We start from the raw sequence: 22,337 nt of genomic DNA, 5'->3' as shown, positions 1-22,337 counted from the left end.
TTCTCAAGGGCCGAGTACACCAGCGCGGTATCAGGATTCGAACTGTCGTGTACAACAGCTTGACTGCACAAATACCTACGCGACGGGTTAAACGCGTCGACTGAACCCATTTCAACGTGATGCAGCGAGATGCTGGTCTGGCTCAGGGACGCCGGATCGCTGGTATCACCAATTTGAGCCGCCAAATGCATGCCTTGAATTCGCCCGGGCGCGCGTCATCTAGCTTTGAGTGGCGCCAGTCACTTGAACGGGTGGAGGCAGATTGTGGCGCTCGAAGCTGTCGCGCGTCCCGGCGGTCGCTATATTGCGGTCGCCGTCGTGGCGGTGCCATTGCTGTTCGTCGTCGGTGGACTGGCCATTCGCTATGCGGCATTTGCCTCGATCTCGGCGGAACCAGGCTTCGCAGCCTATGCCCAGGCGCTCTGCCGGTGGGATTGCGCGTGGTATGTCGACATTTCCGAACACGGTTATGAGCGCTTTCCCATTCCAGGCCAGAGCAATGTCGGACGCTGGGGCTTCTTTCCGCTCTATCCGATGCTGGTGGCGGCAATCCGGTCTGTTTTCCCTTTGCCGACGATACTGCTCGCGTCGATCGCATCGATTGCGTGCAGCTACGCGGCCTGTCTGGTGGCGTGGCCGCTGCTCGAGAAGAACATGCGCGCTTATGTGCTGTATTGCGCCTTTCTGCTCAGCGGCCCGTTCTCCTTTCACTTCACGACTTTCCTGACCGAACCTCTTTTCGTGCTCCTGACGTCGTGCGTTTTTCTGGCACTCAAACGCTCCAGCTATCTGACCGCGGGGCTGTCATCGGCTCTGCTGTCGGCAACCAGGCTCGTCGGAGTGCTTGTTGTATTTGCGACCGTCATTCAGATGTTCAGGGATTACCGCGCAAAGGGCGGATCGGCGCTTTCGTTCCCACGTTGGGTGCTTGGCCGACCGGATCTGCTCGTTGCAATTCTCATCTCGCCTGCCGGCTTGTTCGCCTACATCCTGTTCCTCTATCTGACGGTCGGGGACGGCTTTGCCTTCCTGCACGTCCAGCGCGCGTTTGGACGGGTGGCGGGCAATCCGCTCGCCTTCATATGGGATGGACTCTCGGCCGTTCCGACGACTGGATGGCTGCCTACGGCGCCGCAATGGAGCGCGCTCGCCGCACTCATAGGACTGGCATTATCGGCGGTTCTGGCGGTTCGCAGGCAATATGGCGCCGCGTTGTTCTGCGCCTGCTGCATCATCCTGCCGCTGATCACGAACCTGGCCTCGATGGTCAGATACGTCATTGGGCTTTCGCCTCTGACAATGTTGCTGACCACGTTGTTGTCGGCGTCGAAGCTGACTTTTCTTTCGGCTCTGGGTCTCTTCCTGGGCGCCTGCTATTTCATGACGGTGGCATGGATCGGGGGCTATCTTGCCCTGGTCTAGCACTCCGGGCCCGCATCGGCGCGCGGCCTCGCTTGGCGGCTACACGCTGGCGGCGGTTCTGGCCGGGGCGGAAGTCATCATCCTTGCGCTTGCTCTCAATCCAAACGTCAATGCCGACTATCGCGCCTATTACATCGACCGGACGACAACCTGCCTCAATCGCGATGCGGTCGGCAGCTACACCCTTGGCCAGACGGTGTCGTTCCGGTCCGACGGAGCCAAAAAGGCAGCCGGCATGAGGGTCTGCGGCTGGTCGGGACCGGTAGCCGACGGCACCCATTCGCTGGGCGAGACCTCGCGGCTTCGCCTGGAGATACCGCCGCTTCGCGACGGCCTGACAGCCACGCTGCAAATGGCCGCTGTCATTCGTCCGCCACAGATCACGCAAAGGGTTGTGATCTCGGTGAACGGCGTTCGGGTGCATGCGGTGACGCTGTCCGGCAAAGAGCCACGCACCGTCTCGTTCGTCATCCCACCGGCGGCTCTCGCCGAGGCCAAGACACTCGACATCGCCTTCGACTACCTCGACGGCATTCCGCAAACTCCTGCCGCCAGCAACATCTATAAGCGCTCCATCAAATTGTTGTCGCTCCGGCTCGATCCCACTGACGCGGATTAGGGCGGGCGATCGCGCTGCTGGCCGCGTCTTCGCTGCGCAAAAACCCAGCGGTCGAGCATGAGGAGATTGACCGCTGGAACAAGCAAGCATGTAACCAGGATGGCAATGATCGGCGGCAGACTGAGTTTCGCCGTCAAAAGCGCCGGCGCCGCGTAAGCCACCGCGAAGCCGGTTGCCGTCAGCAAGAGAAAACGCGGAGCCTCCGATCGATGCGATCCGCTCGACGCGAAGGTCACGAACTTATGCGCGAGATAAGAAAACAGGGCGGCAGCGGTATAAGCTGCGAGCGAGGCACCGACCGGCGAGAGGCCAAACCGTTGCCATTCGACCAAAGCGGTGGCCATCACTGCATATAGGATCGTTGCAGCGATGCCGACCGACCCGAAGCGCGCCAGCAGCCTCAGCCCGGCGTCGCCGGTCGAACGGCGCTCAGACATGCGCACTGCACGCATACTGCGCTCCAAGCGGCAAAGGCGCGAATACGCGCTCGACTCTTCTGGCCAAGGGCCTTGCCGAGGGTAGCAGCAGAAAATGCTCGGAGCGGATGTCGCTGAAGCCTGTTTCCTGAAAGAGGGACCTTGCTCTGGCGGCTTTGAGCAGGACTGCGTCCTGATCGAACGGACACCGGAACACCGCAAGGCGCGTCATCGGATTATAGGGATTGTGCTCGATGATGCAGGCGATGCCGCCTGGCCGCACGACGCGCCGCATTTCCAGGAAGAAATCGACCCAGGAGGAGGGCGTAACGTGATGGACGACACAACTGGCGAAAGCCAGATCGAACGTGCCGTCCTCATAAGGCAGCCCCTGCGTGCTGCAGGTCCTGTAGGCCACACGCGGATTGTGTTGGCTGGCGCGCAAAATCGAGTCTTGCGAGACGTCGCAACCATCGAGGCTGTCGAAAGCGCCGTCGAGATAGGGGTGGAGCGAACCGATGCCGCAGCCGACATCCAGCGCCCTTACAGCCGACCCACCCTGCCGAAGCTTTCGCTCGACCACCAAACGCCGCAGCAGGTCCGCCTTGGCGATAAGGAAGAAGTCGTGCCTGAGTCCGGAAAACCGGATGGACCCTTCGACCGCCTCGCCATAGTTGGAATTATGGCTGTCGAAGAGTTCGCCCATTGGCGGGGACTCCACTCCTGGGCTTGTGAAACGATTGGCGGCGCTTACCAGAGACGGCACGCATCGCCTCGTCGAAGCCGGTGAGCCGATCGATCACGTACAGCGGGCGGCGTTTCACCTCGGCGTGGATGCTGCCGACATAGAGCCCGACCACGCCGGTCATGAAAAGATTAATGCCGCACAGGAGCGACACGATCACCACCGTGGATGTCCACCCGGCAATGACGCCGGCTTCAAAAAACCAGGCAAACATGGCGTAGGCACCAAAGACCACCGCCAGCGCGGAAATGGCCAATCCGCCCCAGAGCGCCAGGCGCAACGGCTTCTCGGAGAAACTGACGATGCCGTGAACCGCAAGGTGCATCATCTTCCAGAACGGGTATTTGGTCTGGCCCAGGGTTCGCGCGTGGCGCTCAAATGGCACTGCCGTCTGCTTGAAGCCCATCCAGCCGAACATGCCCCTGACGAAGCGGTCATGTTCGGGCATATGCTTGAAGGTTTCCAGCGCCTTGCGGCCGACCAGGCGAAAGTCGCCGACGTCGCGCGGAATATCGACCGACGTCATTTTCTCCAGCAGGCGATAAAAAAGACTTGCCGTAAAGCGCTTGAACCAGGATTCGCCCTCGCGCTTGACTCGGCGGGCATAGACGATCTCGAAGCCTTCCTTCCACTTTGCCACCAGGTCGAGAACGACTTCCGGCGGGTCCTGCAGGTCTGCATCCATGACGATGACGGCATCGCCCGCAGCGGCGTCCATACCGGCGGTAATCGCCACCTGGTGACCGAAATTGCGGGAAAATTCGATCAGCCGAAAGCGCGGCTCGGCGGCAACCACCTTTTGGAGGTATTCGACGCTTCCATCGAGGCTTCCGTCATCGACGAAGATGGCCTCCGTTTCGCCGTCCAGCCGGCCGATAAGCGAACTGATCCGCTCGATCAGCCGAGGAAGCACCTGTTCTTCATTGTATACGGGCAGGACCAGCGAGTAGCGAGGCGGTGACCTGTTCACCGTCATTCCAGGGTCGTGGACCACAGACTCTCGCATGCGGTTGAAAATGGAACGAAAGCTACAAAGTTCCAAAGGCACTTAAGAAACTGCTAATTTATCTAGTTCTGGAGGGAGTACCGGTTCTCGATAAGCACTTGGAGGATGTCGTCGTGAGGTCGGACGTCCACATCGAGGCGTAAACTATCGGTGGCTGCCGGCGCGATCGGGCTGGCGAGAAGCAGTCGTTGAGGCATAACGCGTTGACCGCTAGGCCTACTCTCCCGGACTTGTCGGTTGAAGCGGGGCTACGGGTGACCCTAAGGGTGCGGGCCGACCGCTTTTGACGCATGCCGGACATCGCTCATGGAACACGGTCGGCGAGCGCGGCCGAGTGTCCCGCTGGCAGGCCAGCGAGCGCCCTAACCGGCCGCCTTATCGTACCGGCCAAGCCTCAGCTGGCCCGCAGCCGGTACGACACTTGCCGGCCTGGCCGGTCGCCGCCGCCGTCAAGCAGCCGGCCGGATGTTTTGGTTCACCCGGAAGAGGTTGTTTGGGTCGTATTTCTTCTTCAGCGTAGCCAGACGCTCATAATTATCGCCATAAGCCGCCTTGAGCCTTCCTTCGCCCTCATCATCCATCATGAAGTTCAGGTAGGCGCCACCCAGATCGAACGGATGCACGGCCTCCCAGTAGGCCTTGGTCCAGCGGGTCACCGGCCCGGCTTTCTGTGGGTCCGGATCGATCCCGGCGATGACCATCGACCAGGTCGCATCCCGGTAATTCCAGGGTGTCTCGTCTTTGCCGACGCGATGGACCGCGCCGTCGATCGGGTAGAGGTGCATGAGCGATAGCTCGCTCGGCGTCTTCGCCGCCTGCTCGAGATGGGCGTCGATCGCCTCGTCGGACAGCGTCTTGACGAAATCGCCCCGCCAGTACCACTGCATTCCCTTCGGGTAGAGCCCATCGAACATGCTCTGCACCGCGGGATAGGGCATCGTTCCCATCCAGTTGAACCAGGGCGCGGGCAGCGCATCGAGCAGCGGGGCCAGCGCCTCTCTGCCCTTTTCCTCCGGGCCGTTGTAGCAGCACATCAGCAGGCACATCCGCTTTCCCCAAAACTCTTCCGGGAACGGTGCGCTCGAGAGGACGGTCTTGAGCCCGAGAAAGATCCCGAGTTCCTCGGGCGCGTTCGGCAGGAACTCGCGATAATGCTGCATGATGGTGCGGGCGTGGCGCTGATCCCATGCGATCGGCCCCGCAAAGACCATGCTGACCTGGTGGAGCTTGAACACAAAGCTGGTGACGATGCCGAAATTGCCGCCGCCGCCGCGAAGCGCCCAGAACAGGTTGGGGTTCCGCTCCTTGCTTGCTGTGACGAAGCTTCCATCGGCAAGCACGACATCGGCCTCGACCAGATTGTCGATGGTCAGGCCATATTTGCGCGTCAGATAGCCATGGCCGCCGCTCAGCGTCAGTCCGGCGACCCCGGTGGTCGAGATGATGCCCGCCGGTACGGCCAGGCCAAAGGCATGGGTGGCGTGGTCGACGTCGCCCTGAGTGCAGCCCGGGCCTACCCGCGCCGTACGGGCATCCGGATCGACGCGCACACCGTTCATCGCCGACAGGTCGATCACCAGACCGTCGTCGCAACTCCCCAATCCTGGTCCGTTATGGCCGCCGCCACGTACCGCAACCAGCAAATTGTCGTCGCGGCCGAAATTCACCGCTGTGATCACGTCGGCGACGTCGACACAGCGGGCGATGATCAGCGGCCGCTTGTCGATCATGCCGTTGTAGAGCTTGCGGGCCTCGTCATAGCCGGCGTCGCCGGCGCGGATGACTTCGCCTCGCAGGCTTACTGCGAATTTGGTGATGTCTTCATCGTTCATGACATTCCTCCCTGTTATTGGACCTGTCGGCCGGCCGACGAAACGCTAATCCCGTCCGCTGTTCCCGCAAATGTCACATCGTCCATTTCTGTTGCCCGATCGTTCAGAGTAGGATTAGACCGGATGGATGGTTGCTCGGGCGGCCATATTGCCGGATAGTTCGAGATGCCTGGCGGAAAAACTCGTTGTCAAAGGGAGTAGCCGATCGTTTCCGGAGGTGTAGTGCATGGATGTCCTTTCCGATGTGCTCCGGGCCGTTCGCCTCACCGGTGCGATCTATTTCGACGTCGACGCCAGTTCTCCCTGGGTCGGCGAGTCGCCGGGCACTGCCGACATTGCCGCCGCCGTCATGCCGGAGGCAGAGCACATCATCTCTTTTCATGCCGTGATGTCGGGGTCGTGCTGGGCCGCGCTGGCAGACGATTCCGTCCCCCCGGTGCTCGTGAACGCTGGTGATGTCGTTGTCTTCCCCGGTGGTGTTCCGAATGTGTTGAGCTCCTCGCCGGGGGCGCGGGGCGAACCCAATATGGCGATGTATTATCGGCCGATAGACGAGAGCCTGCCGTTCGCGGTGATCCATGGGGGCGGGGGAGACGAGCGGACCCGGTTCATTTGCGGGTATCTTGGGTGCGATGCGCGTCCCTTCAATCCTCTCCTCGCCGCATTGCCGGCCATCCTGTGTGCCCGCAAGCCCGCCGATGGAAGCAGCTGGGTTATCGACCTTTTTCGGCTGGCGCTGGCAGAAGGTGGCAGTGGGCGGGCGGGCTGTGAAACGATCCTTGCCAAGCTGAGCGAGCTGATGTTTGTCGAGATCATCCGCCGCCATCTCGAGACCCTCCCCGACGATTCGCGCGGCTGGCTGTCAGGCCTACGGGATCCACATGTCGGCGAGGCGCTCCGGCTTATTCACGCTCGCCCCAGGGAGGAATGGACATTGGACCGGCTCGCCCGCGAAGTGGGGCTCTCACGCACGGCGTTTGCGAGCCGCTTTACCCACTATGTCGGGGTTTCGCCGATGCACTATCTTGCTCGCTGGCGTCTGCAACTGGCGGGACGTCTGCTCGAACGGCCCGGAATGAGCATCGCGCAGGCGGGTGCCGAGGTCGGCTACGAGTCGGAAGCCGCCTTCAATCGCGCCTTCAAAAAGTTCGTCGGCATTCCACCTGGCACCTGGCGAAAGGGACGGTCGGCATTGCTCGAGGCTCACAGATTGCCCGCTGGCGTCGTGCAATAGGAAAGAACTGGCTGGGGCGTTGACGCTTCGGTCTGCGTGCAGCGTCCCAATACTCGAAAGCCCCTGGCACAAAGCGGTAGACGATGACCGGCCGCCGCGACGCTTTCGGCGAGCTTCGCGCCTCAATCCTTCGCGCGCTCGACATAGGCGCCATCGGCCGTCATCACCACCACGCGGGTGCCGGCGCTGATGTGTGGTGGCACCAGGGTGCGCACGCCGTTGGACAGCGTTGCCGGCTTGTAGGATGAGGATGCCGTTTGGCCCTTGGTCACCGGCTCGGTCTCGACCACCTCGAAAGTGGCGCGCTGCGGCAGCACCAGCGAGATGGCGATGTTGTTGTATTGCGAGATCTGTACCGGCATCCCTTCCACCAGATAAGGCGCCATGTCGCCGACCACGCTTTCCGGCACCGCGACCTGATCATAGGTCTCCGGGTTCATGAAGTGAAAGCCTTCGCCGTCGCGATAGAGGAACGTGTGCTCGCGCTCCTCGACATAGGCGCGCTCGACCTGCTCTGTGGTGCGATAACGCTCGGAAACCTTTACCCCGTCGGAGATGCGCCGCATGTCGAGCTGGGTGACCGGCGTACCCTTGCCAGGATGAATGTTTTCGGCAAAGAGGATCACATAAAGCTTGCCGTCCTTTTCGACGACGTTGCCTTTACGTAAGGAGCTGGCGATGACCTTCACGGGTTTCCATCCTGATAAAATTTGTTGGCGCAAATCGGCTGGAGAGGCCGTTGCGTGCGGCCTAGCGCATCTTGGCCGCAATCGCCAGCCCTCTGTGCAATTCCCCTGAAGCCGATGACCGCCGCTTCGCCGTGGTGGACGCCGCATGTCCACGCCGACCGCCGGCCGCGGCTGATTCTGCGCAACGCCATTGCCGCTGGCATGCGCGACTGGTTCGCCCGCCGCGACTTCGTCGAGGTGGAGACATCGGCCCTGCAGGTCTCGCCCGGCAATGAAGCGCACCTGTCGGCCTTTGCCACCGAGGCGATCGGGCCGGACGGGCAGCGCCAGCCGCTCTATCTCCATACTTCGCCAGAATTCGCCTGCAAGAAGCTGCTTGCTGCCGGCGAAGAGCGCATCTTCAGCTTCGGGGCTGTGTGGCGCAACCGCGAGCGCGGCCCCTTGCACCATCCTGAGTTCACCATGCTCGAATGGTACCGCGTCGGCGAGACCTATGAGAGCCTGATGCGCGATTGCGCCGAGCTCGTCGCGCTGGCGGCCGAACGGGCGGGCGCAAAGCGTCTTAGCTTCCGCGGCCGCGAGGCCGACCCGTTTGCCGAGCCGGAACGGTTGAGCGTCGCCGAGGCCTTCATGCGCCATGCCGGCATCGATCTGCTGGCGACGGTAGCAGCCGACGGCAGCACCGACCGCGAGGGCTTGCATGCCGCCTTGGTCCAGGCCGAATTGCGGACCGCGCCCGACGACAATTGGGCCGACCTGTTCAGCCGGGTGATGGTCGAAAAAATCGAACCGGCGCTGGGGCAGGGGTGTGCCACAATCCTCTACGGCTACCCGATCTCGGAGGCGGCATTGGCCCGGCCGAGCGCCGACGATCCACGCACCGCCGAGCGCTTCGAGCTCTATTGCTGCGGCGTCGAGCTCGCCAACGCCTTTGGCGAATTGACCGATCCGGCCGAGCAGCGCCGGCGCTTTGCCGCCGAGATGGACGAGAAGCAGCGCGTCTATGGCGAACGCTACCCGATCGACGAGGATTTCCTCGCCGCGCTCGCCATCATACCGCAGGCGAGCGGCGCCGCGCTCGGCTTCGACCGGCTGGTAATGCTCGCCACCGGCGCGCTCAGGGTCGACGACGTGATCTGGACGCCGGTGGCTGGTCCCTGACGATAGGTTGGGCTGACCGACGCGTCAGATTTGGACCAATTACATGTCAGGCCAGGCCGCCGCTGGCTCCGTCGGCCAGAAGATTAGCGACGACGAACATCGACAGACCCATCATCAGCGTGCCGGCGGCGGTGATTGCCGGGAGAGCTTTTCGCGCGGCCGTTGGCACTGGCCGGGAACTGCACCACGACGACTGGTCATGGGCGAAGCGCTGCAACCGTTCCGTGTGTTGCCGCGATCATGGTGGGCCGGCATAGTGCTGGCGGAGTTCGCGGCGCAGCGGAGCTAGCGGCCAGCGTACTCAGAATGGGCCTGGGCACAATGCCAGACAAGAACGCGCTGGACGCAAAGCATGGCGGCGAATGGACAATGTCCTGGCGCTTGGTCATACTTGCGGCCGCAGCGATTAACGTTGTGATGCTCTTGGCAGCGCTGTTCGTCGCGCAAATTCTTGGTCTGGACGCTACGATCTTCTATCGAGATCCATCTGCAGCCGCCGACGTCGGCTTCTATACGGGGTGGATTTCGTCTCTAGGTGCCTCATTATGGATCGGCACCGGCGCTGCGACCCTGTTTGCTGGTCGGCTCACGCGCCGATGGGATTGCACGTTTCTCGGCGGCCTTACCCTGGTTTTGGGCCTCGATGACCTGTTGTTGATCCATGAGGACGTGCTGCCCGTTGTTGCGATACCAGAGATTGTTCCCATGATTGCCTATGCCGTCGCCGGGTTGTTCTGGTTCTTTCGGCTGCGACGGAAGACATTCGAGGGCACGATCGTATTTGTGGCCGCAGGCTTCCTACTCGCGATGTCAGCAGCCATCGACCAGCTGGGAGAGCTGTTTCCAACCTCGGATTCGGCGGTCGACATCGCCGAAGACGCCGTCAAAGAGCTTGGCATCTTTCTTTGGGCGGCAGGTGCCGTCGGGTACGCGGCGATGGTGACACGATTGGGCCGCCCGTGGGTGGATCCAGCCGATCCCAACTCTACAGGCTGACTGCCGCACATGCTATGAGCCAACGGCGGTGATCACCACCGGCACGATCAGGGGCGACAGCAGCAGCGGCATGACGATGCGGCGGCCGGGAAACTTTTCGTCGGAAAGCGCAATCGCTGCAAACGTGCCGAGTGTCGTTGCGATCAGCGTCGTCCCGAACGCAACGATCAGGCTGTTCCCGATCGCCGATTGCCAGCGTTGGGTGCCGAGCACGACCGCGTACCAGCGCGTCGAAATCCCCTCCAGCGGAAAGATGAAGAAGGCGCCGCTGTTGAACGATAAGGGAACCGGAACGAGGATCAGGAGGAGAAACAGGATCATCATGCGAGGCCCTTGGGCACGGAGGCGATGAGGCAGGCGAGGGGGAAGCCCAGTATCAGCGTGGCCAGCGTCTCCGCCGCGGCGACGAAGAATGTGGGCATGAACACCTGCAGGAAGATCGCCTGCTCCGGCGGCACTCTTTCAATGCCTCCAATTCGTGCGCCAATCGCTTCCGGCGGCCACCCGCGCCAATGCGCTGGCGCTCGCCGGTCTGCTGGCCGAGCCCCTGACGGCCTGGGAGGAGGTGGTGGCGGACGCTGACCTGGCAGACTTGCCGCGCTCCAACGGCTGTCTCTACTTGTATCGTCGCGAGAGCGATTTCGCCAAGGCCGCTGGGGGCAGGGCGCTGCGCGCCGGGTTTGGCGTCCATCAAGAGGTTCTGATGCCGGAAGCGGTGGCCGCGCTGGAGCTCGGCCTGCCCGCGACCGGGGCCAGCGGTCTGTACTTCCCGGACTCGATGAATGTCACCGATTCCCGGCCGGTCATCGGTCCGTCGCCTCCAGGGTGATCCATGCCTTCGGTCATGGTCATCTCGGCCTGACACTCGCGCCGATCACCGCGCGCCTAGTCGCCGAGCTGATCACTGGTCGCGGCGATCCAGCGCGTCTCGCGGCGTTTTCGGCTGATCGCTTCCGCGCCTGATCGATCGAACATTTCGCCGTCGGGTTGCGATCAAGTCGCGCCGACCTGGGCTGGATACCCCCTGATTGTCCGCTTCTCCCATTGCAGAAGCCGCACCGGGACAATAGATGGTGCAGTAACGGCTGCCCTTCTGCCGGCCGGAAATAACAGGATCATGCGCATGACCGATACGCTCGACGCAGCGAAACTGACCGATCGCGTCGCAGCCCTGGTCGAGGCTGCCAAACGGGCCGGCGCCGATGCCGCGGATGCGGTTGCGGTGCGCGGCCGTTCGACCGGCGTGTCGGTGCGGCTCGGCAAGGTCGAAGGCACAGAGGCGTCCGAGAGCGAGGACGTCTCGCTGCGTGTCTTCGTCGGCAAGCGGGTAGCGAGCGTTTCGGCAACGGCGGCATCCAACCCCAATATGCTGGCCGAGCGTGCCGTCGCCATGGCCAAAGTGTCGCCCGAAGATCCCTATCAGGGTCTCGCCGATCCGGCCTTGCTGGTCAAGACGCCGCGCGACCTCGATCTGTTCGACGCCACTCAGGTATCGGCCGACCAGTTGAAGGAAGCAGCCCTTGCCGCCGAGGCGGCGGCGCTTGCCGTCAGGGGCGTCACCAATTCGGCCGGCAGTAGCGCCAGTGCCGGGCTGGGCGGCCTTGTGCTCGCCACTTCGCATGGGTTTGTCGGCCATTATGTCGCGTCGCGCTTTTCGCGCTCGACCAGCGTGATCGCCGGCGAGGGCACCGGCATGGAGCGCGATTACGAATTCTCTTCGCGCCAGCATTTTTCCGATCTCGACGCGCCGGAAGACATCGGCCGCAAGGCCGGCGAGCGCGCCGTACGCCGTATTGGCGCGCGCAAGGCTGCGACCGGGCCGGTCGACGTGGTGTTCGATCCGCGCGTGGCTCGCGGCATTGCCGGCCATCTCGCCGGTGCCATCAATGGCGCCGCCGTGGCGCGCAAGACCAGCTTTCTGCGCGACATGATGGGCAAGAAGGTGGCTTCGGCCGCAATTGCCGTCACCGACGAGCCGCTCCGGCGCCGCGGCCAGGCCTCGCGCCCGTTCGACGGCGAAGGCGTCGAGGGCGAAAAACTGTTCATGGTCGACAAGGGCGTGCTCAACCACTGGTTCCTGTCGGCCTCGGCAGCGCGGGAGCTCGGCCTTGTCACAAATGGGCGCGGCTCGCGCAGCGGCTCGTCCGTCTCGCCGTCATCGACCAATCTCGCAATCGAGCCTGGCGAACGGACGCCGGAAGAGCTGATCAAGTCGCTCAAGACCGGCTTCTACGTCACCGAAGTGTTCGGCCAGGGCGTCGACATGGTGACAGGCGAGTACAGCCGCGGCGCTTCCGGCTTCTGGATCGAAAACGGCGAGCTGGCCTATCCCGTCGCCGAGGTGACCATCGCCTCCAATTTGAAAACCATGTTCCTCAACATGGTTCCGGCGAGCGATCTCGATCGCAATTTCGGCACTGCCGCGCCCACGCTTTTGATCGAAGGAATGACCCTTGCCGGAGCTTGATCCGGCCGTCTCGGCCGGCGCTACTGAAGACCTGCAGCTGCTGCGCGACGCGGCCCGCGAGGCAGGGCTCATCGCCATGCAGTACTTCAACAACAATCCGCAGGTGTGGATGAAGGGCGGCACCTCGCCGGTCAGCGAAGCCGATCACGCCGCCGACAAATATCTGCGCGAAACCTTGCTGGCGGCCCGGCCGGACTATGGCTGGCTGTCGGAGGAAACCGTCGACGACCCGGTAAGGCTTATCGCGCGCCGCACCTTCGTCGTCGATCCGATCGACGGCACGCGCGGCTTCCTCGAGGGCTTGCCCACATGGTGCGTCAGCGTCGCGGTGGTCGAGAACGGCCGCACGCTTGCCGGCGTGCTCGACTGCCCGGCGAAGGGCGAGATCTATTGGGCGCTGCCCGGCGAGGGCGCGTTCCTGAATGGCAAGCGCATCAGCGTGCGTCCGCCGTCGGAAACGGCGGAAATCGCCGGACCGAAGCCGATGATCGACCTGCTGCCGGCGAAATGGCACAAACGGCTGAAGCGGGTGCCCTATATTCCTTCGCTCGCCTACCGGCTGGCGATGATCGCCGGCGGCCAGCTCGATGCCACCTTCGTCAAGGCCAACGCGCATGACTGGGACATCGCCGCGGCCGATCTCATCCTGCGCGAGGCAAGCGGCGCCTTGCTCGATCGGCACGGCCGCGCGCCGCTCTATGCCGGCGAAGTGATCCGTCACGGACCGCTCGCCGCCGGCAGCGGCGAACTCCTCGCCGTGCTCGCCAGCGTCATCGCCGGGCTGGACAATTGAACATTATCAATAGTTCCAAAGTCGGCGGCTTTGGTCTAGACCTGTCCCAAACTCAAGATATGTGAAGGATCGACATGGCCGCTGAAGACGGAAAGAAACAGCTTTTGCACCTGGTGTTCGGCGGCGAACTCAAGAAGCTGGGCGGCACCGAATTCCGCGATCTCGACGCGCTCGACATCGTCGGCATTTATCCGGACTACCAATCGGCGCACGCCGTCTGGAAGGCCAAGGCGCAAGCCAGCGTCGACAATGCCCATATGCGCTATTTCGTCGTTCACCTGCACCGCCTGCTCGACCCCGAAAACAAGGCTGTCGGTTGACATCAATGAACCATGAAGCGGTCAAGCGATCAGCCCCGCGGTCGGCGGTCAGACGTCGCAAGCCGAAGACGTTCTGGCGCAAGATCCGCGAACCGCTGGCGCAGTCGCGATTCGTCAAGAATGCGCTTGCCGCGCTGTTTGCGTATTTCGTCCGCCTTGTCCGCTTGACCAACCGCATGGTCGACGGATCGGCCAAGTTTTCCGGCGGCGCCTATGCGCAGCTCGAGCCTGGCATCATCGCGCTCTGGCACGGCCAGCATTTGCTGACCCCGGCCTATTATCCCAAGGGACGGCCGCTGGTTGCCATGGTGTCGCGCAGCGCCGATGCCGAGCTCAACGCGCTGATGGTCGAGAAATTCGGCATCGAGGCGGTGCGCGGCTCTGGCGGGCGCGAAAGCGCAAGGCATCTCGACAAGGGCGGGGCCAAGGCGCTCATCGCCCTCAAAAAGTCGCTCGCCACCGGCAAGAATGTCGCCATGATTGCTGATATTCCCCACGGCACGCCGCGCGATGCGGGGCTGGGTGTCGTCCTCCTGGCGCGGCTGTCCGGCCGGCCGATCCTGCCTGCCGCGATAGCCACCAGCCGCCGCAAGGTGATCGAGGGCAGCTGGGACAAGACGACGATCAACTTGCCCTTCGGCCGCTCCTCGATCGTCGTCGGCACGCCAGTCTTCGTACCGGCCAACGCCGACGCCGCGGAAATGGAACGCAAGCGCCAGGAGGTCACGGCCTCGCTCAATGCCGCGACCGCCGAGGCCTATCGCCTTGTGGACGGTTCGAAATGAGTATGCGCTGGGCGCGCGCCTTCCTGACGGCATACCGTTTCGCCGGGGCGGCCGCCTACCCGCTGGTCGGACCTTACGTCGCCTGGCGCACATCCAGAGGCAAGGAGGACCGCATTCGCCGGCGTGAACGCTACGGCGTCGCCGGACGCGAGCGCCCCGAAGGCCCGGTGATCTGGATCCATGCAGCCAGCGTCGGCGAGACCATCGCCGTCGTGCCGCTGGTCGAGAGCATTCTCGATTACGGCGTCAACATCGTGCTGACCACAGGCACCGTCACCTCGGCGCAGGTCGCCGAAGAACGGCTGGGCGACCGCATCATCCACCAATATGTGCCGCTCGACCTCAAGCCGGCGGTCAGCCGCTTCCTCGACCATTGGCAGCCGGACCTGGCGATCATCGCCGAATCGGAGATCTGGCCGATGACCATCCTGGAACTCGGCGCCCGCCGCGTGCCGCAGGTTCTGGTCAACGGCAGGCTGTCCGACCGCTCTTTCAAATCCTGGAAGAAGCGCGCCAACATTGCCGAAGCATTGTTCGAAAATCTCGCCCATGTCGTTGCCCAATCGGATCTCGATGGCGAGCGCTTCCTTTCGCTCGGCGCCCGGCCGGTCACCGTGTCCGGCAATCTCAAGGTCGACACCGCGCCGCCGCCGGCGGACGAGCGAGCACTGGCGGCGCTGAAACGCCAGATCGGCGGTCGCCCGACCTGGGCGGCGATCTCGACCCATGATGGCGAAGAGGCGGTCGCCGCCGAAGTTCATGCGATGCTGCACAAGCGCCACCACGGGCTTTTGACGATCATCGTGCCGCGCCATCCCGATCGCGCCGGGCAGCTGGCCGCCCAGATTTCCGGCATGGGCCTGAAGCTGGCGCAGCGCAGCAAGGGCGACAGGATCACTGCCGACACCGATATACTGCTCGGCGACACGATCGGCGAGATGGGGCTTTATCTGAGACTGACGGAAATCGCCTTTGTCGGCCGTTCGCTGACTTCCGAGGGCGGCCAGAACCCGCTGGAACCGGCCATGCTGGAGACGGCGGTGCTTGCCGGCCGCAACGTCCAGAATTTTCGCGAGGCCTATCAGCGCCTGCTCGATAGTGGCGGCGCCAAGCTGGTGCGCGACCGCGATATGCTGGCCGGCGCCGTCAATTTCCTTTTGACCAACGAGGCGGCCCGCCATGAGATGATGGCGGCGGGCGCGGCGACCGTCGACGAGATGCGCGGTGCGCTGGCACATACGCTCAGGTCGCTCGAGCCCTATATCCAGCCGCTGGTCGTCAAGTCGCGCCTGAAGGGCGCGAACGGGCGCTGACGTGACCTCGGAAGCGCCGCCCTTCTGGTGGGAAGAGCCCGACTGGCGGGTCACGGCGCTGTCGCCGCTCTCCGCCATCTATGCGCTTGTCGCCGGTCGCCGCATGCGGCATGCACCGCGCGAAAAGGTCGAGGCGCCGGTGCTCTGCGTCGGCAACTTCACCGTCGGCGGCACCGGCAAGACGCCGGTGGCCATCGCATTGGCCGAGCAGGCCCGGCGCATGCAGCTCAATCCGGGTTTCCTGTCACGCGGCCATGGCGGCTCCTTCGCGCAGCCGCATATCGTCGATCCGCACCACGACGCCGCCAAGCATGTCGGCGACGAGCCGCTGCTTCTGGCCGAACACGCGCCGGTCGCGGTGACGCCGAACCGGGCCGCCGGCGCCAGGCTTCTGCTGGAGAAGCTCGGCTGCGATTTCCTGATCATGGATGACGGTTTTCAGAGCGCGCGCATCCACATCGACTATGCGCTCGTCGTCGTCGACGCGCGCCATGGCATCGGCAATGGCCGCGTCATCCCCGGTGGGCCGCTGCGGGCAAACATCGTCGACCAATTGGTCTTCACCAGCGCCTTGCTGAAAATGGGCGAGGGCACCGCGGCCGATACGGTTGTGCGCCAGGCAGCGCGCGCCGGCAGGCCGATCTTCGAGGCGCATACCGTGCCGAGCAGCAAGGTGACGCTGGCCGGCAGGCGGTTCCTGGCGTTCGCCGGCATCGGTCATCCCGACAGGTTTTTCGACACCGTAGGCGAGGCCGGGGGCGAGCTTGCGCTGACCCGACCATTTCCAGACCATCATTTCTACAGTGCGGACGAGCTTGCCGAATTGGCGGCGACAGCACGTAAAGCCGGGCTTGGCCTCATTACCACCGCCAAGGACGCTGCCCGCCTGCGTCACGGCGCAGCACCGCCGGAATTCCTCGACGGGCTCGATGTGCTGAAGATCGACACTGTGTTCGAGCTTGACCACGTGCCGCAGCGCATTATCGACGAGACGCTGGATGCCTGGCGGCAGCGCAGGCTGACGGGCTGATCAGCAGCTTGAGCACCGAGGCGATGTAGGACTGGAATTTGCAGCTTTCCGCCGGTCGAGCGTATTTTGTTCTTGCTTTGTGCCGGCAGCTATGCTACTAATTTGGGTATAGTGATGATTCGCCGGTGACCCGCCCTCGAGCCCGAGGCGGTTTTTTATTTCAAGATAGCCTTTAAGGTTTCGGTGTTGCCGGCCTGACGCCGCGGCAGAGGGCGCAGGGTCGCAACGGGGCGACTCCCCATTTGCGCTGGACTAGCGTCGGCGGCGCAGTTCCGGATGCGCTTCGATCTCGCGGCGCAGCGAGGCGGCGGCATTCACATAGGGTTCCTGCCTGGCGACACTCCAGTATTTGAGCTCGTCGAGCGGGATGCTCTCGCCGGTCACCGCGCAGCGCACGAAGGCGCCGGGGCTGGTCACCTGGAAGTCGCCATCGAGATAGCGGATGCGGGCTTCCTTGCCGCCGGGACCTTCGAAACGGTTCATCATGGGGTGGTGCCGAAATTCATGACGATGTCATCGCCACAAATTGCGGCGAGGTCAAGCTTGGTTGGCCTTGCCTGGTTCTGTTTCTGGTGACACTTGCTCAAACAAGCCGGCAAAGCGAATGCCAATGCATGTCGCGCAAAGTGTGCGGCGGTTTTGCGCGACATGCATAAACACAAGAACCTGAAGCACGTCGCATGATGCCGGTCGAACGCGACGCGTCTTAGGCATCTCCTTCCTCGGCCGTGATAAACTGCTCGATCTTCTCCGCTGGCAGCCCTGCCTGGACGGCGATGCGCCGGGCGAGCTCGGCGGCGGCTGCGCGCGGCCGCCCCAGCGGCCGGTCGAGCCAGTAGGATATCGGGCTGAGAACGCTGCGTTCGTCGACGGCGACGATGCGGCCCGACTTCAATTGGTCCACCGTCAACGGCGGACGTGCCAGCGCAATGCCGAGCCCGTGCGCGGCGGCGTCGAGCACGAGGTTGTAGTCCTCGAAACGGCGGTCGTGCGGCCGCGGCCGATAGTCCATCTCCTGCGCCGCAAACCAGGCGCGCCAGGCCGAAGCGTCGGAATCGTTGATCACCGGAAATTCGAGCAGCCGGGCAGGATCTCCGCGGCCGATCTCCCTGGCCAATTCCGGCGAGGCGACCGGGAACACATATTCTTCGAAAAGCTGCACCGAGATCCGGCCCGGAATGCGGCCGCGCCCGCAGCGGATCGACAGGTCGATGCCTTCGTCGGCAAGATCGCCCTGGCGGATGTCGACGTCGAGCATGATCCGCAGCTTGGACGGGTGATTCTCCAGCGCCGCCATGCGCGGCATCAGCCACAGCCCGCTGACCGAGGGGATCGAGGTCAGCCGCACCACCGCCGTGCCGCGCGGCTCAACCCAGCGATCCGAATTGCTGGCGATCAGGGCGAAGGCTTCGGTGGTGCGCAGATGCAGGCGGTTGCCCTCGATGGTCAGCGAGACGCCGCGCGCGCCGCGATCGAAGACTTTCAGCCCGAGCCAACCCTCGAGCTTGGCGATCTGCCGGCTGACGGCGCCATGGGTGATATTGAGCTTCTCGGCCGCAGCCGAAAAGCTGCCGGTCCGAGCCGCGGCGTCGAAGGCGCGCAGCGTTTCGAGCGGCAGCATCGGGTCTAAGCTGTGATCCATAGTCACAGGTGATCCTCGATTTGTTCGTTTGTCAACCGACCCGCAATAGCGTTTCTCTACTTCATGGCATTGGATCGCGAGGACACTCAGATGAGCGCTTACACCGGCACGTTGAATACGACACAGCGCATGGATGCCACGGCTGCCATCGCGGTGGCGCTGACGGTGGTCGGCTGGGCCTCGGCCTTTCCGGCGATCCGCGCCGGCCTTGCCGCTTTCGGGCCGCTGGAACTTGGCGCGCTGCGCTTTGCCATCGCCGCTGTTCCGGCGGCGATCTTCCTCGCTGTCAAGCGGCCGGCACTGCCCAGGCTCGATGAACTCTGGCGCTTTGTCTTCGGTGGTGCCGTCTTCGTCGCGCTGTACACGGTGATGCTCAATTTCGGCGAACTGACCGTTTCGGCCGGTGCGGCCGGCTTCATCATCAATGTCAGCCCGATCTTCACCGCCATCATGGCCATGGCGCTGCTCGGCGAACGCTTCTCGGGCCTGGCCTGGGCCGGCACATTCCTGTCCTTCGCCGGCATCGGCATCATCGCCATGGGCGAGGGGCAAGGGCTGCATTTCAACAGTGGTGCGCTGCTTGTCCTCGGCTCGGCATTGTGCTCGGCCGTCAACACCATCGTCCAGAAGCCGCTGTTTGGCCGCCACCACCCGCTGACCATCTCGGCCTCGAACATGGTGCTTGGCGCGCTCTGCCTGTCGCCCTTCCTGCCGAGTGGTCTGGCGCAAGCGGCGGTCGCCGACACCGCCGGGCTCGGCGCGGTCATCTTTCTTGGCATCGTGCCCAGCCTCATCGCCTATGCCGCCTGGGCCACCGCCCTGTCGCGCCTGCCCGCCGCCCGCGCCTCGAATTTCCTCTATCTGGTCTCGCCGGTGGCCACGCTGATCGGCTTCTTCTGGCTGGGCGAGGTGCCGACGCTGCTCGGCATCATCGGCGGCGCGCTGGCGCTAGGCGGCGTCATCGTGGTGAATTTGAAGAGATGAATCAGATAATTGAAGGCTTTTCCCGACTCAAGCTAGGAGCCGCTGCTGACGGCCATTGCGATGCAGACATGAGCCAGGCGGATGTCTACATTGATTTGCATTGGCGAAGCGCATCGAGGGGTCGACATGGGAATGCAGTTTATCTCCGCAGTTTTTTTCGTGTTGCTGCTCAGCCAAAAAGCCGCCGCGGGTTGGTACCAGGTCGAAAACTACGAAGGTTTCATTGGGCCTAACCCAGTCCATCTGTCGCTGCAGAGGAATGACAGTTTCGGCAGCGGGATTACGGTCGAGGGGAGCTATTTCTACGACGCGAAGCAAAGCCCGATAGCAGTGTACGGCAAGATCAACGGCACCAGCGTATCCCTTTGCGAGATTGCGGACGACAAGGAATTCGACCGGGTGCTGGTCATGGGATCGAAAACGCCCGTCGACACCACTGGATGCCCATTTTCTCTGGACATTGGTGAAAGCGGCGCAACAGGAGCCTGGAACAAGGGTGCGGACAAACATCCCGTTACGCTCAAGAAAGTTGCGAGCCTGGACGATACCGGCGACGGGAAGATTGACGGAACCGTTGAGATCCCGTTCTGGGCGCAGACCGCCACCGATAGATTTGCGGGAATCTACGCGAAAACCGATGCCGGCATTTGCATGGAAAAGTTGCTAGTCATCAGCAAGCGCAGCAAGAAAGTCGTTCAAGAGATCGCTTTCGATGACGAAGATTGCGACGCGGGAATGCTGATGACGCCAATCTATATGAACGTTCAAAAACAGACTGAAAAAACCGTCGAGATTATATCTGTAAACTTTCGCGGCGGTGGCGCCGGTTACACGATGGACTATGTTTTCTCTCGCAAAACCAAGAAGTATCAGAAATTGGTGAACTGAGCAGGTGCTCGCTTGACGTTGCGCAGGGTAAGGCTTACCGCCTGCCGAACAGCCTCTCGATATCCGACAGCTTGAGCTCGATGTAGGTGGGGCGGCCGTGGTTGCAGGTACCGGAGCCGGGCGTCGCCTCCATCTGCCGCAACAGCGCGTTCATCTCTTCCGGTTTGAGTAGACGGCCGGAACGCACCGAGCCGTGGCAGGCCATGGTCGCGGCTATTTTGTCCAGCCGCTCCTTCAGCGTGTCGACCGTATCGTTATCGGCGATCTCGTCGGCGAGGTCGCGCACCAGCTGCTGGACGTTGGTTTCGCCGAGCATCGACGGCGTCTCGCGCACCGCGACGGCACCGGGGCCGAAGCGCTCGATGCCGAGGCCGAAGCGGGCCAGCGTCTCGGAGTGCATGGCGAGCCGTTCGGCGTCTTCCTCCGACAGATCGACGATCTCGGGCAGCAGCAGCATCTGTGACGGCACCGCGCGTGAGTGCAGCGCATTTTTCAAGGCCTCGTAGACCAGCCGCTCATGCGCCGCATGCTGGTCGACGATGACGAGCGAATCCCTGGTCTGGGCGACGATATAGTTCTCATGCACTTGTGCGCGCGCCGCGCCCAATGCCGTGCCGAGCAGCGTCTCTGCCGCCTGGTCCTGTCCGGCGCGCGCGTCGGCACTGTGCGGCGGCCCGGCCTCGAAGGCCGCCTGATCGTTTTCGCCAAAGCCGCCGCCCATATCGAGCGGCCGCTGCGGCGAACCGGCCGGATCGAACCCGGCAAAGCCTGAGGCCCGATAGACGGCCTCGTAACTGCGGTGACCGTTGGCCGGCCCGCCATGCGCATAGGATGCCGCGCCTGGCCGGAACGCCGCCATCATGCCGGCGGCCCCCGTGGTGGCGGCGCGGATGCCGGCATGGGCCAGTGCTTCACGGATGGCGCCGACGATCAGCCCGCGCACCAGCCCCGGGTCGCGGAAGCGCACGTCTGCCTTGGCCGGGTGGACGTTGACGTCGACGATCGCCGGATCGAGCGTCAGAAACAGCACAGTGACGGCATGGCGGTCGCGCGGCAGCACGTCGGCGAAGGCGCCGCGAATGGCGCCGGCGATCAATTTGTCACGCACCGGGCGGCCGTTGACATAGGCGTATTGCTGTAGCGCGTTGGCGCGGGTGAAGGAGGGGACCGAGACATGGCCGGCGAGATGCACGCCGTCCCGCATCGCGTCGATGGCGATCGCATTGTCCGGAAAGTCGGCGCCCATCACCTGTGCCACCCGGCGCAGCCGGCCTTCCGGGCTGTCGTCGGTCGCCGGCAGTTCCAGCGTCGAGCGGTCCGGGCCGGCCAGAGTGAAGCGCACGGCGGGGAAGGCGATGGCGATGCGCTTGACCACGTCGCCGATGGCCGAGCTTTCGGCGCGCTCGCCCTTCATGAATTTGAGCCGCGCCGGCGTGGCGAAGAACAGGTCGCGCACCTCGACCGTGGTGCCGCGATTGGCCGCGGCCGGCCTGACGGCGGAGACGCGACCGCCGTCGATGCCGATCTCGGCGGCGTTTTCACTGGACGCGGTGCGCGAGCGGATCGACAGCCGCGCCACCGAGCCGATCGAGGGCAAGGCCTCGCCGCGAAAGCCGAGGGAGCGGATGTCGTGAATGTCGTCGGCGAGCTTGGAGGTGCAATGGCGCGCGATCGCCAGCGCCAGTTCCTTTTCCGGAATGCCCGAGCCGTCATCGCTGACGCGGATCAGGTTCAGCCCGCCGCCGGCGGTGACGATCTCGACTCTGGTAGCGCCGGCATCGAGCGCGTTCTCGACCAGTTCCTTGACCACGCTTGCCGGACGCTCGATGACTTCGCCGGCGGCGATCTGGTTGATCATCGTTTCGGAAAGCTGGCGGATGGGCATGGCAGCACTATAGGCGGATTCGTGGCCGATGCGGGAGGGGGAGAACGTTGATTGTTGCAAGGCAGGGAGACTGCTCCGTTGCGCTCCGTCCCACCCCCCTCTGGCCTGCC

The 22,337-nt window shown here is 63.6% G+C and carries 25 protein-coding genes; 14 read left to right on the top strand and 11 right to left on the bottom strand.

Annotated elements, in window-relative coordinates:
- Positions 1 to 264: 264 nt before the first annotated feature.
- Both NKH78_RS31355 and NKH78_RS31350 read left to right on the top strand, forming a co-directional pair.
- Positions 265 to 1,422, top strand: coding sequence for a putative hexosyltransferase (locus tag NKH78_RS31355; protein WP_352739180.1), 1,158 nt, complete (start codon positions 265 to 267; stop codon positions 1,420 to 1,422).
- On the top strand, positions 1,409 to 2,041 hold the full coding sequence (locus tag NKH78_RS31350; RefSeq protein ID WP_352739182.1) for a hypothetical protein: 633 nt from the start codon (positions 1,409 to 1,411) through the stop codon (positions 2,039 to 2,041). Before NKH78_RS31355 ends, NKH78_RS31350 begins: the two co-directional genes overlap by 14 nt.
- Here NKH78_RS31350 and NKH78_RS31345 read toward each other — a convergent pair.
- The 4 genes from NKH78_RS31345 to NKH78_RS31330 form a co-directional block, all read right to left on the bottom strand.
- Entirely contained in the window at positions 2,038 to 2,493 is a 456-nt protein-coding gene (locus NKH78_RS31345) for a GtrA family protein (protein WP_352828465.1), read from the bottom strand. The two genes, NKH78_RS31350 and NKH78_RS31345, sit on opposite strands and share 4 nt — an antisense overlap.
- Entirely contained in the window at positions 2,471 to 3,163 is a 693-nt protein-coding gene (locus NKH78_RS31340; protein ID WP_352739184.1) for a methyltransferase domain-containing protein, read from the bottom strand. Before NKH78_RS31340 ends, NKH78_RS31345 begins: the two co-directional genes overlap by 23 nt.
- Entirely contained in the window at positions 3,138 to 4,178 is a 1,041-nt protein-coding gene (locus tag NKH78_RS31335) for a glycosyltransferase family 2 protein (protein ID WP_352885032.1), read from the bottom strand. Before NKH78_RS31335 ends, NKH78_RS31340 begins: the two co-directional genes overlap by 26 nt.
- Before the next feature lie 479 nt (positions 4,179 to 4,657).
- Positions 4,658 to 6,040 carry an FAD-binding oxidoreductase gene (locus NKH78_RS31330; protein WP_352739186.1) on the bottom strand — a complete coding sequence of 461 codons (1,383 nt, stop codon included), beginning with the start codon at positions 6,038 to 6,040 and terminating at the stop codon, positions 4,658 to 4,660.
- 226 nt (positions 6,041 to 6,266) lie between these two features.
- Between NKH78_RS31330 and NKH78_RS31325 the strand changes: the two genes are divergently transcribed.
- Positions 6,267 to 7,274 carry an AraC family transcriptional regulator gene (locus tag NKH78_RS31325; protein ID WP_352479928.1) on the top strand — a complete coding sequence of 336 codons (1,008 nt, stop codon included), beginning with the start codon at positions 6,267 to 6,269 and terminating at the stop codon, positions 7,272 to 7,274.
- Positions 7,275 to 7,396: 122 nt separating this feature from the next.
- On the opposite strand, the gene efp is transcribed toward NKH78_RS31325, so the two are convergent.
- Complete coding sequence (gene efp, locus NKH78_RS31320) at positions 7,397 to 7,963, bottom strand: elongation factor P (RefSeq protein WP_023674374.1); 567 nt, start codon at positions 7,961 to 7,963, stop codon at positions 7,397 to 7,399.
- 114 nt (positions 7,964 to 8,077) lie between these two features.
- Between efp and epmA the strand changes: the two genes are divergently transcribed.
- Positions 8,078 to 9,124: an EF-P lysine aminoacylase EpmA gene (epmA, locus tag NKH78_RS31315; RefSeq protein WP_352703300.1), complete on the top strand. Its 1,047-nt coding sequence runs from the start codon at positions 8,078 to 8,080 to the stop codon at positions 9,122 to 9,124.
- 46 nt (positions 9,125 to 9,170) lie between these two features.
- Here epmA and NKH78_RS31310 read toward each other — a convergent pair whose 3' ends face one another.
- On the bottom strand, positions 9,171 to 9,341 hold the full coding sequence (locus NKH78_RS31310) for a hypothetical protein (RefSeq protein ID WP_352703298.1): 171 nt from the start codon (positions 9,339 to 9,341) through the stop codon (positions 9,171 to 9,173).
- Between the two features lie 104 nt (positions 9,342 to 9,445).
- Here NKH78_RS31310 and NKH78_RS31305 point away from each other — a divergent pair, with 104 nt between their 5' ends.
- Positions 9,446 to 10,120, top strand: a complete 675-nt coding sequence (locus tag NKH78_RS31305; protein ID WP_352703296.1) for a DUF8692 domain-containing protein — start codon at positions 9,446 to 9,448, stop codon at positions 10,118 to 10,120.
- Positions 10,121 to 10,132: 12 nt separating this feature from the next.
- Here NKH78_RS31305 and NKH78_RS31300 read toward each other — a convergent pair whose 3' ends face one another.
- The gene (locus NKH78_RS31300; protein ID WP_352703293.1) at positions 10,133 to 10,444 is read right to left on the bottom strand and encodes an ABC transporter permease; all 312 of its coding nucleotides are present in this window, start codon (positions 10,442 to 10,444) and stop codon (positions 10,133 to 10,135) included.
- Positions 10,441 to 10,578 (bottom strand): hypothetical protein, encoded by a 138-nt coding sequence (locus tag NKH78_RS31295; RefSeq protein WP_352703291.1) that lies wholly within the window; start codon positions 10,576 to 10,578, stop codon positions 10,441 to 10,443. The genes NKH78_RS31300 and NKH78_RS31295 overlap by 4 nt, the downstream gene beginning before the upstream one ends.
- A 151-nt stretch (positions 10,579 to 10,729) precedes the next feature.
- Here NKH78_RS31295 and NKH78_RS31290 point away from each other — a divergent pair, with 151 nt between their 5' ends.
- The 7 genes from NKH78_RS31290 to lpxK all read left to right on the top strand — a co-directional run bounded on the left by NKH78_RS31290 (position 10,730) and on the right by lpxK (position 16,828).
- Positions 10,730 to 11,083, top strand: coding sequence for an FAD-dependent oxidoreductase (locus NKH78_RS31290; RefSeq protein ID WP_352739225.1), 354 nt, complete (start codon positions 10,730 to 10,732; stop codon positions 11,081 to 11,083).
- Positions 11,084 to 11,243: 160 nt separating this feature from the next.
- The gene (locus tag NKH78_RS31285; protein WP_352779209.1) at positions 11,244 to 12,587 is read left to right on the top strand and encodes a TldD/PmbA family protein; all 1,344 of its coding nucleotides are present in this window, start codon (positions 11,244 to 11,246) and stop codon (positions 12,585 to 12,587) included.
- On the top strand, positions 12,574 to 13,380 hold the full coding sequence (locus NKH78_RS31280; protein ID WP_352739190.1) for a 3'(2'),5'-bisphosphate nucleotidase CysQ: 807 nt from the start codon (positions 12,574 to 12,576) through the stop codon (positions 13,378 to 13,380). The genes NKH78_RS31285 and NKH78_RS31280 overlap by 14 nt, the downstream gene beginning before the upstream one ends.
- Positions 13,381 to 13,454: 74 nt before the next feature.
- Entirely contained in the window at positions 13,455 to 13,700 is a 246-nt protein-coding gene (locus NKH78_RS31275) for a DUF4170 domain-containing protein (RefSeq protein ID WP_023674378.1), read from the top strand.
- A 5-nt stretch (positions 13,701 to 13,705) separates the two neighbouring features.
- A complete protein-coding gene (locus NKH78_RS31270) occupies positions 13,706 to 14,485 on the top strand; it encodes a lysophospholipid acyltransferase family protein (RefSeq protein WP_023717166.1) in 780 nt (259 codons plus the stop codon).
- Positions 14,482 to 15,798 carry a lipid IV(A) 3-deoxy-D-manno-octulosonic acid transferase gene (gene waaA, locus NKH78_RS31265; protein WP_254817457.1) on the top strand — a complete coding sequence of 439 codons (1,317 nt, stop codon included), beginning with the start codon at positions 14,482 to 14,484 and terminating at the stop codon, positions 15,796 to 15,798. The genes NKH78_RS31270 and waaA overlap by 4 nt, the downstream gene beginning before the upstream one ends.
- A 1-nt stretch (position 15,799) precedes the next feature.
- Positions 15,800 to 16,828 (top strand): tetraacyldisaccharide 4'-kinase, encoded by a 1,029-nt coding sequence (gene lpxK, locus NKH78_RS31260; protein ID WP_352739192.1) that lies wholly within the window; start codon positions 15,800 to 15,802, stop codon positions 16,826 to 16,828.
- Positions 16,829 to 17,080: 252 nt separating this feature from the next.
- Here lpxK and NKH78_RS31255 read toward each other — a convergent pair whose 3' ends face one another.
- Together NKH78_RS31255 and NKH78_RS31250 are read right to left on the bottom strand one after the other, a co-directional pair.
- Positions 17,081 to 17,314 carry a DUF2093 domain-containing protein gene (locus NKH78_RS31255; RefSeq protein ID WP_031211156.1) on the bottom strand — a complete coding sequence of 78 codons (234 nt, stop codon included), beginning with the start codon at positions 17,312 to 17,314 and terminating at the stop codon, positions 17,081 to 17,083.
- Between the two features lie 220 nt (positions 17,315 to 17,534).
- Positions 17,535 to 18,470: a LysR family transcriptional regulator gene (locus NKH78_RS31250; protein ID WP_352739194.1), complete on the bottom strand. Its 936-nt coding sequence runs from the start codon at positions 18,468 to 18,470 to the stop codon at positions 17,535 to 17,537.
- 90 nt (positions 18,471 to 18,560) lie between these two features.
- Between NKH78_RS31250 and NKH78_RS31245 the strand changes: the two genes are divergently transcribed.
- Positions 18,561 to 19,454 carry a DMT family transporter gene (locus NKH78_RS31245; protein ID WP_254817460.1) on the top strand — a complete coding sequence of 298 codons (894 nt, stop codon included), beginning with the start codon at positions 18,561 to 18,563 and terminating at the stop codon, positions 19,452 to 19,454.
- A gap of 81 nt (positions 19,455 to 19,535) precedes the next feature.
- A complete protein-coding gene (locus tag NKH78_RS31240; RefSeq protein WP_352739195.1) occupies positions 19,536 to 20,342 on the top strand; it encodes a hypothetical protein in 807 nt (268 codons plus the stop codon).
- A gap of 34 nt (positions 20,343 to 20,376) precedes the next feature.
- Here the strand turns inward: NKH78_RS31240 and mutL are convergent, their stop codons facing one another.
- Complete coding sequence (gene mutL, locus NKH78_RS31235) at positions 20,377 to 22,227, bottom strand: DNA mismatch repair endonuclease MutL (protein ID WP_352739227.1); 1,851 nt, start codon at positions 22,225 to 22,227, stop codon at positions 20,377 to 20,379.
- Positions 22,228 to 22,337: the final 110 nt, after the last annotated feature.

This window comes from Mesorhizobium sp. M0910 (assembly GCF_040319465.1).
In the GTDB taxonomy this organism is placed as follows: domain Bacteria; phylum Pseudomonadota; class Alphaproteobacteria; order Rhizobiales; family Rhizobiaceae; genus Mesorhizobium.
This window is presented reverse-complemented; position numbering and strand designations above follow the sequence as displayed.